This window comes from Kluyvera ascorbata ATCC 33433, from assembly GCF_000735365.1.
Lineage (GTDB): Bacteria > Pseudomonadota > Gammaproteobacteria > Enterobacterales > Enterobacteriaceae > Kluyvera > Kluyvera ascorbata.
Genome location: NZ_JMPL01000129.1, coordinates 1 through 11,301 on the forward strand (window position 1 = coordinate 1; position 11,301 = coordinate 11,301).

The window sequence follows — 11,301 nt, forward strand, 5'->3', positions numbered from 1 at the left end:
CCGTCGTTTGCTCAGGATGTGCTGGTGAAAGCGAGCGTCGGGCAGTATCTGGCGGGAGATAAAGGCGGCACGCTGGATATCTCGAAACACTTCGATAGCGGCATTGTGGTCGGCGCATACGCCACCATTACCAACGTCTCAGCGGACGAGTATGGCGAAGGGGAGTTCACCAAAGGGGTCTATGTGAATATCCCGATGGATCTCTTCACCTCTGGCCCAACCCGCAGCCGCGCGGTTGTTGGCTGGACGCCGCTGACGCGCGACGGCGGTCAGATGCTGGGACGCAAGTTCGAGCTGTATAACATGACCGGCGATAAGAGCCAGAACTTCAGATAACGTTCACCTCGTAGCCCGGACGAGGCGTTTACGCCGACTCCGGGGAGGCTCTGAGCCGAACCCGGCGGCGCTTCGCTTGGCCGGGCTACAATTGGTGTTATAGCCGCCGCAACAACCGCGCCGGATTCCCGGCGTACACCCCTTTTTCCTCAATGGAGCGGGTCACCACGCTGCCCGCGCCAATCACCACGCCATCGCAAATTGACACGGCCAGGATGGTCGCGCCGCTGCCAATAGAAACGTGATTGCCAATCGTAATACGCCCCCAGATCTCGCGGTCGGCGTTGGGCTTACCCTCGCGGAACATATCGTTGGCAAACATGACCCCGTGGCCGATAAAGCAGTCGCGCCCGACGGTGACGTATTCGCAGATAAAGGTGTGCGACTGGATTTTGCTGTTGTCGCCAATCTGCGTATTGCCCTGAATCTCCACGAACGGGCCAATAAACACGTTATCGCCGAGCGTGCAGTCATAGAGGTTAGCGGGTTCGTAGATAACCACATTTTCCCCACAGATAACGTTGCGCGTGGCAACCTGGCGAATGTTGAGCATGTGCCGTCTACTCCTGATGATAAACAGACGTTGATTGTGCCAGCAGGCCACGCTGAGAGGTAGGAAATAAGAGGAAAGTGTGCAGTGATCCCGAGTTTAAGAGGATGCAGCGTTCTTCTCTAAGCGCTGGATATGCGTCAGCAAGTGAGTTATGGCGCTTCAGGATGGGTAAAAAAAAGTAGATCTAGATCACATCTTTGCGCTATACAAAGAGCTCGGCCCAGAGAAAGAGGAGCTAGCCATGACGTCATTATCTCGTCCCCGCGTTGAGTTTATCTCCACCATTTTGCAGACCGTGCTGAACCTGGGTCTGCTCAGTCTTGGCCTGATCCTGGTGGTTTTCCTCGGTAAGGAGACGCTGCATCTGGCGGACGTGCTGTTCGCCCCTGAGAGCACCAGTAAGTACGAGCTGGTGGAAGGGCTGGTAGTCTACTTCCTCTATTTTGAGTTTATCGCCTTGATTGTGAAGTACTTCCAGTCGGGCTTTCACTTCCCGCTGCGTTACTTTGTCTATATCGGCATCACGGCGATTGTGCGGCTGATTATCGTTGACCATAAATCACCGCTGGACGTGCTGATTTACTCCGCCGCTATTTTGCTGTTGGTGATTACGCTGTGGCTGTGCAACTCGAAGCGGCTGAAGCGGGAGTAAGTAGCCCGATGGCGACCTGTGGCAAAAAAAAGGGCGCTCCAGAGGAGCGCCAAACAGTCACAAGTTAGGGTACGTTCAAGTTGAGGATAATAGCAGTGGCATTGCTGATGAAAATTAGCCCTTCACGCCCCCGGCCGTCAGGCCGTTTACCAGCCAGCGCTGTGCCAGCAGGAAGACCACGGTAATCGGGATAGCGGAAAGTACGGCCGCGGCGGCAAAGTCGCCCCACAGGTAGTTTTGCGGGTTGAGGTATTGCTGCATCCCAACGGCCAGGGTGTAGCTGTTCACATCACGCAGCAGCAGTGATGCAACCGGAACTTCGGTGATAGCGGCGATAAACGACAGGATAAACACCACCGCCAGAATCGGCACCGACAGCGGCAGCAGAACCAGACGGAATGCCTGCCACGGGGTAGCACCATCCAGCGCCGCCGCTTCTTCCAGAGAACCATCAATCGTTTCGAAGTAGCCTTTAATCGTCCAGACGTGCAGCGCGATACCGCCGAGGTAGGCGAAGATAACGCCGCCGTGGGTGTTCAGACCGATAAACGGAACGTACTGGCCCAGACGGTCAAACAATGCGTACAGGGCAACCAGTGACAGCACCGCCGGGAACATCTGGAAAATCAGCATCCCTTTGAGCAGCGTCGCTTTGCCCGGGAAGCGCATACGGGCGAAAGCGTAGGCGCAGGTGGTGGAAAGCGCGACGATGCCAATGGCGGTGATGCCGGCGATTTTCACCGAGTTCCACAGCCACAGCAGTACCGGGAACGGTGGTGGCGTCACGCGGCCATCGGCGTGTTCAACGCTGAAGCCGAGCGCCAGCTTCCAGTGTTCCCAGGAGATAGTGTCTGGGATCAGGCTGCCGGTGGCGAAGTTACCTTCGCGCAGTGAAATCGCGATAACCATCAGCAGCGGGAACATTATCGCCGCAATGAAGATCAGTAGCAGAAGGTGCGTGGTAAAGAGACGCAGTTTCTGAGATTTGGGTTGTACCATAGCCATGTTCGAGTCTCCCTTAATCAAACTTCATGCGCGTGGCTTTCAGGTTCACTATCGCAAGCGCACCGACCAGCAGGAAGATAAGCGTCGCAATCGCTGCCGCCAGACCGAAGTCCTGTCCGCCGCCGCCTTCGAAGGCGATACGGTAGGTATAGCTTACGAGCAGGTCGGTATAACCCGCTGGCGTGGTGGTGCCAAGCCTGTCCGGGCCGCCGTTGGTCAACAGTTGAATCAGCACGAAGTTGTTAAAGTTAAAGGCGAAGCTGGCGATCATCAGCGGCGTGAGCGGCTTAATCAGCAGCGGGAACGTAATCTTAAAGAAGTTCTGGAACGGGCCTGCGCCATCCATTGCCGAGGCTTCATACAGGTCGTCCGGAATCGCTTTCAGCAGGCCCATGCACAGGATCATCATGTACGGGTAGCCAAGCCAGGTGTTGACGATAACAATCATCGAACGAGCGGTGGTCGGGTCGCTGAACCAGGCCGGTTTAATACCGAACAGCGCGCTCAGCATCATGTTGATTTCACCAAAGCTCTGGTTGAACAGCCCTTTGAAAATCAGAATCGAGATAAACGACGGTACGGCGTACGGCAGAATTAACAGCACGCGGTAAATGGCTTTGCCCTTCAGCGATTCCCACTGTACGAGGCAGGCCAGCACCATGCCGACGGCGACGGTGAGGATAACGGTCAGCACCGAGAAGACCACCGTCCAGACGAAGATAGCGAAGAACGGCTTCTGGATACCTTCATCGGTAAAGACGCGGGTAAAGTTGTCCCAGCCGATGCTCACTGTGTAGCCCGGGCTCAGCTTCTCGTCGCCCCAGGAACCGTCGGCGTTGACCGTCTGGTAGAAACCGACGTCGTTGTTAGGACGGTATTTCACGCCGCTCTGGTTGTTGGTCAGCAGGCCGTCATCGGCCAGCGTGTAGAGCGGCTGAGTGCCAGAGAACTGGCGCAGTGAGCTCATGGTGACTTTGCTTTCATCCGGCAACACGGCGGTTAGCTGGTTCAGCGCCTGACGGTTCTGGGTGATCACGCGAAGCTGTGCGTGTTCGCCGCTCGGCAGCGCTTCAGTCTCTTTCAACTGCAGCTTCTGCTCGCCGCCAATCTTAAAGTTGTCGGAAAGATAATTTTTGCCGGTCTCGCCGTCGGTGAGGGCAAGCTGCCACTCATCACCCGCCGGGAATAGGCTGAAGTTGTAGCTTTTGCCCGCCTGGTAAGAGCGGTCCATCAGCACCTGTTGAGCGCGCTCAAAAGTAAGCTGGTTAGTGCTGCTGTAGTTGGTAAAAGCGATGGCGATGGTACAAATCAGTGGGAACAGGACGAACAGCCCCATCCCGGCCATGCCAGGGTAAACGTAGCGCCAGGCGTAGGTTTTACGGTTGGCGAAAATATACAGGCCCGCTGAACTTAAAATCAGCGTCATGATGGCGAACAGGTACTCCCCTTGTGCGTACATTAAAACTACAAGGTAACCCACCAGCAAGCCCAGCAGACCAACCACTGACCACTTCAGCGTGTCGCTTTGCCACCAATGTTTCTTTTTAATGACATCCATGGGGATCTTCCTCTACAGCGTTGAAACTTCCTGGCCGGAGATGTGCCTGATGGCGCTGCGCTTATCAGGCCTACGGTGTGTTGTAGGCCGGATAAGGCATTTATGCCGCCATCCGGCACAGGCTCAGCGGCATTACTTGGTGATACGACCCTGCGCGTCCTTCAGCGCGGCATCGACGGTCTGACGACCGCTAGCGGCGTTGATGACCGCGGTACGAACGGCGTACCAGAATGCAGACATCTGTGGGATGTTCGGCATGATTTCGCCTTTCTGGGCGTTATCCATGGTGGCCGCAATGCGTGGGTCTTTCGCTAACTGATCCTGGAAGGATTTCAGCGCCACGGCGCCCAGCGGTTTGTCCTTGTTCACTTCATCCAGACCCTGATCGGTCAGCAGGTAGTTTTCGAGGAATTCTTTCGCCAGCTCTTTGTTCGGGCTTGCGGCATTGATACCGGCGCTCAGTACACCAACGAACGGTTTAGACGGCTTGCCTTTGAAGGTTGGCAGCAGCGTTACGCCGTAGTTCACCTTGCTCTTGTCGATGTTGGACCACGCCCACGGGCCGTTGATGGTCATCGCCGTTTCACCCTTGTTGAAGGCCGCTTCTGCGATGGAGTAGTCGGTATCCGCGTTCATGTGTTTGTTCTTGATAAGGTCAACCAGGAAGGTCAGACCCGCTTTCGCGCCAGCGTTGTCCACGCCCACGTCTTTCACGTCATATTTGCCGTTTTCAAACTTGAACGCGTAACCGCCGTCGGCAGCAATCAGCGGCCAGGTGAAGTACGGTTCCTGCAGGTTGAACATCAGCGCAGATTTACCCTTCGCCTTCAGCGTCTTATCCAGCGCTGGGATCTCTTCCCAGGTTTTTGGTGGATTTGGCACGAGGTCTTTGTTGTAAATCAGCGACAGCGCTTCAACCGCGATTGGGTAAGCAATCAGTTTGCCGTTGTAGCGTACGGCATCCCAGGTGAACGGGTAGAGTTTGTCCTGGAACGCTTTATCCGGAGTGATTTCAGCCAGCAGGCCAGACTGCGCGTAGCCGCCAAAACGGTCATGTGCCCAGAAGATGATGTCCGGGCCGTCGCCGGTCGCTGCAACCTGCGGGAATTTTTCTTCCAATTTATCCGGGTGTTCTACGGTGACTTTAATCCCCGTATCTTTCTCAAATTTCTTACCTACCTCGGCCAGACCGTTATAGCCTTTGTCGCCGTTGATCCAGATAACCAGCTTTCCCTCTTCGATTTTTGCCAGAGCAGAGGCGGAAAACATCATCGTGGTCAATGCGGACAGCGCGAGGATGCGAGCGCCAGTTTTGATTTTCATATATCCCGTCCTTTCCAGATTATGTACTTATGGATACACAGAGGTGGTTTAACGTCGATGAGTTTCCTTTTTTAGCAACCCCTTTCCATCCTCCTGAGGTCTACGCCCTCGGGGCCAGTAGTGTGATCTCCGTAACATAAATCCCCGTTATGCGTCTTGGCGCACAAAAAAAAGCGCCGTTTTTTGTCGGCCCCATCACGATTTTCGTTTTGATGAGATGTCATCGGGGGCAGAGCGCGCCTTCTCATCCTCCCGTCTCCTCCCCCATAAAAAACCGGGGGGGTGGAGGATTCACCAAATTGATGTGTACGGCATAGTCAGCCCATCTTGAATGTTTCTGTCGGTGACAAGTTGTAACGAGGGAGAAGGGCATGGCGAACGTACAGCTACGCAATGTAACGAAAGCCTGGGGCGACGTGGTGGTATCAAAAGATATCAACCTCGATATCCAGGAAGGGGAGTTCGTGGTGTTTGTCGGGCCATCCGGCTGCGGCAAATCGACGTTGCTGCGTATGATCGCGGGTCTCGAAACGATTACCAGCGGCGATCTGTTCATCGGTGAAACCCGCATGAACGATATCCCGCCCGCCGAACGTGGCGTGGGCATGGTGTTCCAGTCCTACGCGCTGTATCCCCATTTGTCCGTTGCCGAGAACATGTCTTTTGGCCTGAAGCTGGCGGGTGCCAAAAAAGAGCTTATCAACCAGCGCGTTACCCAGGTCGCCGAAGTTCTGCAGTTAGCCCATCTTCTGGAACGTAAACCTAAAGCGTTGTCCGGCGGTCAGCGTCAACGTGTGGCGATTGGCCGTACGCTGGTGGCCGAACCGCGTGTGTTCCTGCTGGATGAACCCCTGTCTAACCTGGACGCCGCGCTGCGCGTTCAGATGCGTATTGAAATCTCCCGTCTGCACAAACGTCTGGGCCGCACGATGATTTACGTCACCCACGATCAGGTCGAAGCGATGACGCTGGCCGACAAAATCGTGGTGCTGGACGCCGGTCGCGTCGCGCAGGTCGGGAAGCCTCTGGAACTGTATCACTATCCGGCAGACCGCTTCGTTGCGGGCTTTATTGGCTCGCCGAAGATGAACTTCCTGCCGGTCAAAGTCACCGCCACCGCCATCGATCAGGTGCAGGTCGAGCTGCCGAACCGTCAGCAGATCTGGCTCCCGGTCGAGAGTAACAACGTTCAGGTTGGTGCCAACATGTCGCTGGGCATTCGCCCGGAACACCTGCTGCCGAGCCACATCGCCGATGTGACGCTGGAAGGGGTGGTCAATGTTGTCGAGCAGCTTGGTCACGAAACGCAAATTCATATCCAGATCCCTGCCATCCGTCAGAACCTGGTCTATCGCCAGAACGACGTGGTGTTGGTCGAAGAGGGAGCCACATTCGCTATCGGCTTGCCGCCAGAGCGCTGCCATCTGTTCCGTGAGGATGGCACCGCATGTCGTCGGCAGCACAAAGAGCCAGGCGTTTAAAGAAGTCCCATAAAACAAAACAAGCATGAAGCTCTTACGTCGCCAGCGATAAGGCAAGAAGGGTGGAATGTTCAAGAAAAGCAATGATCTCAGGAGATAGAATGATGATTACTCTGCGCAAACTCCCCGTGGCGGTTGCCGTAGCAGCAGGCATTATGTCTGTTCAGGCAATGGCCGTAGATTTCCATGGTTATGCACGTTCCGGTATTGGCTGGACGGGTAGCGGCGGTGCACAACAGTGCTTCCAGGCAACTGGTGCTCAAAGTAAATACCGTCTTGGTAACGAATGTGAAACCTACGCCGAATTAAAACTGGGCCAGGAAGTATGGAAAGAGGGCGATAAGAGCTTCTACTTCGATACTAACGTGGCTTACTCCGTAGCTCAGCAAGGTGACTGGGAAGCAACCGACCCAGCCTTCCGTGAAGCGAACGTCCAGGGTAAAAACCTGATTGAATGGCTGCCAGGCTCCACCATCTGGGCCGGTAAGCGCTTCTACCAGCGTCATGACGTTCACATGATTGACTTCTACTACTGGGATATCTCTGGTCCTGGTGCCGGTATCGAAAACGTAGACCTGGGCTTCGGTAAACTGTCTCTGGCAGCAACCCGTTCAAGCGAATCTGGCGGTTCCGCTGCGTTCGGTAGCACCTCTATTCGTGACTACACCACTGCAACTGCTAACGACGTCTTTGACGTTCGTTTAGCGCAGATGGAAGTTAACCCAGGCGGTACTCTGGAACTGGGCGTTGACTACGGTAATACCAACGTTACCGACGGTTACCACATGCAACCTGACGCCTCTAAGAGCGGCTGGATGTTCACTGCTGAACACACCCAGAGCATGCTGAAAGGCTACAACAAATTTGTGGTTCAGTACGCAACTGACTCCATGACCTCTCAGGGTAAAGGCCTGTCTCAGGGTACCGGTATCGGTATTGGTAACGATGATACTGGCAACCTGTACTCCTACGCCATCAACAACAACGGCCATATGCTGCGCGTCCTCGACCACGGTGCAATCTCCCTGGGCGAAGACTGGGACCTGATGTACGTCGGTATGTACCAGGACATCAGTTGGGATAGCAACAACGGCACCAAGTGGTGGACCGTGGGTGTTCGTCCAATGTACAAATGGACGCCTATCATGAGTACCCTGATGGAAGTTGGCTACGACAACGTCAAGTCGCAGAAAACTGGCGACACCAACAACCAGTACAAAATCACTCTGGCACAACAGTGGCAGGCGGGTAACAGCATCTGGTCTCGTCCGGCAATCCGCGTCTTCGCAACCTATGCGAAGTGGGATGAGAAATGGGGTTACGACACTACGGGTAACGCATCTGCGACGAGCGCTAAATACAACTCCAACTTTGGTATGGCGACCGGCGGCATGGGCCGTGGCGACAGCGATGAGTGGACCTTCGGTGCTCAGATGGAAATCTGGTGGTAATTCAGCACTAACCTGAAGCAATAAACTGACGAGGGGCGAAAGCCCCTCTGTTCCGTAAGGTTTAGCGCGCTATTGCCTGGCTACCGCTAGACTGACGATTTCTGAGGTCATCATAATGAAAATGAAAAAAAGTCTCGTTGCTCTGTGCTTATCCGCTGGATTGCTGGCGAGCGTTCCGGGTATCAGCCTTGCGGACGTCAACTATGTGCCGCAAAACACCAGCGCCGCGCCAACTATCCCAACCTCGGCCCTCCAGCAACTGACCTGGACGCCGGTCGATCAATCTAAAGTGCAGTCCACCCAGCTTTCTACCGGGGGTCAGAGCCTGAACGTTCCTGGTATCACCGGTAACGTCGCGGCTTACAGCGTGCCGGCAAATATCGGTGAAATCACGCTGACGCTGACCAGCGAAGTGAACAAACAAACCAATGTCTTTGCGCCGAACGTGCTGATCCTCGATCAGAATATGACGCCATCAGCCTACTTCCCTAGCAGCTACTTTACCTATCAGGCGCCGGGCGTAATGAGCGCCGACCGTCTGGAAGGCGTCATGCGTCTGACCCCTGCGTTGGGCCAACAAAAGCTGTACGTCCTGGTCTTTACCACTGAAAAAGATCTCCAGCAGACCACCACGCTGCTGGACCCCGCGAAAGCCTATGCCAAAGGGGCAGGTAACGCGGTACCAGATATTCCAGACCCGGTGGCTAAACACACCACCGACGGTCTCGTGAAGCTGAAAGTCAAAACCAACAGCAGCTCTAGCGTCCTGGTCGGCCCACTGTTTGGCTCCTCCGGCCCGGCTCCGGTCACCGTGGGTAACACTGCTGCGCCAGCCTATAGTGCGCCTGCCGCTGCTCCAGTCGTTGCACCAGCTGCCGCTCCAGCCGCGAAAGCAGAGCCGATGCTGGATGATACGGAAACCTACTTCAACAACGGTATTAAACAGGCGGTGGCCAAAGGGGATATCGACAAAGCCCTGAAGCTGATGAATGAAGCCGAACGTCTGGGCTCGAAATCTGCTCGTTCCACCTTTATCGGCGCTGTAAAAGGCAAGGGGTAAGTTTTACCCCGCAGCGCCGATGTTTAGGCGAAGCCTTTCGGTGTGCCCTTATGGGCACACCTTTTTTCTACACGTCATTGCGCGACAACAAACTGTTGCACTGCTGTTGCGCTAATGATCGTATTTGACCATTCCTGCACCCCCTCCCGCTGTGTTCTGCGATACAATAGCCAGAAGTTATGTATTGGAGAGACAGGCATGTCGCACTCTGCACTGACGCAGCTTCGCGCGCTGCGCTATTTTGACGTTATCCCCCCGCTTGAATCGGCACAGCGCGACTGGCTGATGCTGGAAGATTCGATGACCAAACGGTTTGAGCAGTTCGGGAAGCCCGTTAGCGTCACGCTGCTGAACGAAGCCTTTGTCACCCGTGATGAGCTAGAAGGCGAGCAGCATTTGCTGCCGGACGAACCTCGCTATTGGCTGAGAGAAATATTATTGTGCGTGGGCGACGAACCCTGGCTTGCTGGGCGTACCGTGGTGCCGGAGTCGACGCTTTGCGGCCCGGAACTGGCGCTACAGCAGTTGGGGCAAACGCCACTCGGGCGCTATCTGTTTACGTCATCGACGTTGACCCGGGATTTTATTGAAATAGGGTGTCATGATGCGCTGTGGGGGCGACGTTCCCGCCTGCGTCTGAGCGGCAAACCGCTGCTGCTGACGGAGCTTTTTTTGCCCGCATCGCCGCTGTACTAAGAGGAAGAAGAAAAATGGAGTGGAGTCTTAGGTCGAATAAGCTGCTCGCTTACCATCGGCTCATGCGAACGGACAAACCGATTGGCGCGCTATTGCTGCTGTGGCCGACGCTGTGGGCGCTGTGGGTCGCTTCCCCTGGCGTACCGCCGCTGTGGATCCTGGCGGTATTTGTCGCTGGCGTCTGGTTGATGCGTGCCGCAGGCTGTGTAGTCAATGATTATGCGGATCGTAAATTCGACGGCCACGTAAAGCGCACCGCCAACAGGCCGCTGCCAAGCGGCGCGGTGACGGAGAAAGAAGCGCGGACGCTGTTTATCGTACTGGTGCTGCTCTCCTTCGTGCTGGTGCTGACCCTCAACACCATGACCATCCTGCTATCGATTGCCGCGCTGGCGCTTGCCTGGATTTATCCGTTCATGAAGCGCTACACCCATCTGCCGCAGGTGGTGCTTGGTGCGGCGTTCGGCTGGTCTATCCCTATGGCCTTTGCCGCCGTCAGCGAAACGCTGCCGTTGAGCTGCTGGCTGATGCTGTTGGCCAATATTCTGTGGGCGGTGGCTTACGATACGCAATATGCGATGGTTGACCGCGACGACGATGTGAAAATCGGTATTAAATCGACGGCGATTCTGTTCGGCGATAATGACCGCCTGATTATCGGTATCCTGCAAGCTTGCGTGCTGGGGCTGATGGCGATTATCGGCTGGCTCAACGGCCTGCACTGGGAATTTTACTGGTCAATTCTGATTGCCGGTGCGCTGTTTGTTTACCAGCAAAAGTTGATTCGCCATCGCGAACGCGGGCCGTGCTTCCAGGCGTTTATGAACAATAACTACGTGGGGCTGGTGCTGTTTATTGGGCTGGCGATGAGCTACTGGCAGTTTTGATGCGCGCATTCATTGCTGGACGGCGGCGTGCCGCCTCGTCCGGGCTACAATATCAATACATAAAAAAATCCCCGGTTTCAGCCGGGGATTTTTGTTTTTTTACTGCGCCGCCTCTTCCTGCGTGACGCTCTCAATCGTCAAGCGCACGTCCGAGGTAATCAGGCTAGCCATCATCTGGTATACCTTCATCGTCTCTTCCGGCTCGGCATCGCCGCTGTCGCTGATATAGCCTTCATCGCGCAGGGTTAACACCAGGGAAGAGAACACCGCCTTATCGAAGAACTCCGGCGAGTTGATAC

12 protein-coding genes and 1 pseudogene are annotated in these 11,301 nt (G+C 55.3%); 8 read left to right on the top strand and 5 right to left on the bottom strand.

Annotated elements, in window-relative coordinates:
• The coding region (locus GKAS_RS20210) for a YjbH domain-containing protein (protein WP_035896856.1) at positions 1-336 on the top strand (336 nt) is incomplete at its 5' end.
• A gap of 97 nt (positions 337-433) precedes the next feature.
• Here GKAS_RS20210 and GKAS_RS20215 read toward each other — a convergent pair.
• Positions 434-889, bottom strand: coding sequence for an acyltransferase (locus GKAS_RS20215; RefSeq protein ID WP_035896860.1), 456 nt, complete (start codon positions 887-889; stop codon positions 434-436).
• A gap of 241 nt (positions 890-1,130) precedes the next feature.
• On the opposite strand from GKAS_RS20215, the gene psiE reads away from it, so the two are divergent.
• Positions 1,131-1,541 (top strand): phosphate-starvation-inducible protein PsiE, encoded by a 411-nt coding sequence (gene psiE, locus GKAS_RS20220; protein ID WP_035896861.1) that lies wholly within the window; start codon positions 1,131-1,133, stop codon positions 1,539-1,541.
• 114 nt (positions 1,542-1,655) lie between these two features.
• Here the strand turns inward: psiE and malG are convergent, their stop codons facing one another.
• Entirely contained in the window at positions 1,656-2,546 is an 891-nt protein-coding gene (gene malG, locus GKAS_RS20225; RefSeq protein WP_035896863.1) for a maltose ABC transporter permease MalG, read from the bottom strand.
• Between the two features lie 13 nt (positions 2,547-2,559).
• The gene (malF, locus tag GKAS_RS20230) at positions 2,560-4,104 is read right to left on the bottom strand and encodes a maltose ABC transporter permease MalF (RefSeq protein ID WP_035896865.1); all 1,545 of its coding nucleotides are present in this window, start codon (positions 4,102-4,104) and stop codon (positions 2,560-2,562) included.
• Positions 4,105-4,146: 42 nt separating this feature from the next.
• Here malF and GKAS_RS25620 point away from each other — a divergent pair.
• A pseudogene (locus GKAS_RS25620) lies at positions 4,147-4,221 on the top strand (hypothetical protein); the annotation flags it as partial.
• Positions 4,222-4,236: 15 nt separating this feature from the next.
• Here the strand turns inward: GKAS_RS25620 and malE are convergent.
• Positions 4,237-5,427, bottom strand: coding sequence for a maltose/maltodextrin ABC transporter substrate-binding protein MalE (malE, locus tag GKAS_RS20235; protein WP_035896867.1), 1,191 nt, complete (start codon positions 5,425-5,427; stop codon positions 4,237-4,239).
• Between the two features lie 371 nt (positions 5,428-5,798).
• Between malE and malK the strand changes: the two genes are divergently transcribed.
• The 5 genes from malK to ubiA all read left to right on the top strand — a co-directional run bounded on the left by malK (position 5,799) and on the right by ubiA (position 11,002).
• Positions 5,799-6,908: a maltose/maltodextrin ABC transporter ATP-binding protein MalK gene (gene malK / locus GKAS_RS20240; RefSeq protein WP_035896870.1), complete on the top strand. Its 1,110-nt coding sequence runs from the start codon at positions 5,799-5,801 to the stop codon at positions 6,906-6,908.
• A gap of 101 nt (positions 6,909-7,009) precedes the next feature.
• Positions 7,010-8,359, top strand: coding sequence for a maltoporin (locus GKAS_RS20245; RefSeq protein ID WP_035896872.1), 1,350 nt, complete (start codon positions 7,010-7,012; stop codon positions 8,357-8,359).
• Between the two features lie 115 nt (positions 8,360-8,474).
• Positions 8,475-9,419, top strand: a complete 945-nt coding sequence (gene malM, locus GKAS_RS20250; RefSeq protein ID WP_035896875.1) for a maltose operon protein MalM — start codon at positions 8,475-8,477, stop codon at positions 9,417-9,419.
• 198 nt (positions 9,420-9,617) lie between these two features.
• Positions 9,618-10,115 (top strand): chorismate lyase, encoded by a 498-nt coding sequence (gene ubiC, locus GKAS_RS20255; RefSeq protein WP_035896877.1) that lies wholly within the window; start codon positions 9,618-9,620, stop codon positions 10,113-10,115.
• Positions 10,116-10,129: 14 nt separating this feature from the next.
• Entirely contained in the window at positions 10,130-11,002 is an 873-nt protein-coding gene (gene ubiA / locus GKAS_RS20260; protein WP_035896879.1) for a 4-hydroxybenzoate octaprenyltransferase, read from the top strand.
• Positions 11,003-11,101: 99 nt separating this feature from the next.
• On the opposite strand, the gene GKAS_RS20265 is transcribed toward ubiA, so the two are convergent.
• Positions 11,102-11,301 (bottom strand): hypothetical protein (locus tag GKAS_RS20265; RefSeq protein ID WP_035896881.1); only part of this gene is annotated, 200 nt, incomplete at its 5' end.

Coding starts and splice junctions, on each gene's coding strand:
- GKAS_RS20215 (WP_035896860.1), bottom strand. CDS start 889: ATGCTCAACATTCGCCAGGTTGCCACGCGCAACGTTATCTGTGGGGAA.
- psiE (WP_035896861.1), top strand. CDS start 1,131: ATGACGTCATTATCTCGTCCCCGCGTTGAGTTTATCTCCACCATTTTG.
- malG (WP_035896863.1), bottom strand. CDS start 2,546: ATGGCTATGGTACAACCCAAATCTCAGAAACTGCGTCTCTTTACCACG.
- malF (WP_035896865.1), bottom strand. CDS start 4,104: ATGGATGTCATTAAAAAGAAACATTGGTGGCAAAGCGACACGCTGAAG.
- malE (WP_035896867.1), bottom strand. CDS start 5,427: ATGAAAATCAAAACTGGCGCTCGCATCCTCGCGCTGTCCGCATTGACC.
- malK (WP_035896870.1), top strand. CDS start 5,799: ATGGCGAACGTACAGCTACGCAATGTAACGAAAGCCTGGGGCGACGTG.
- GKAS_RS20245 (WP_035896872.1), top strand. CDS start 7,010: ATGATGATTACTCTGCGCAAACTCCCCGTGGCGGTTGCCGTAGCAGCA.
- malM (WP_035896875.1), top strand. CDS start 8,475: ATGAAAATGAAAAAAAGTCTCGTTGCTCTGTGCTTATCCGCTGGATTG.
- ubiC (WP_035896877.1), top strand. CDS start 9,618: ATGTCGCACTCTGCACTGACGCAGCTTCGCGCGCTGCGCTATTTTGAC.
- ubiA (WP_035896879.1), top strand. CDS start 10,130: ATGGAGTGGAGTCTTAGGTCGAATAAGCTGCTCGCTTACCATCGGCTC.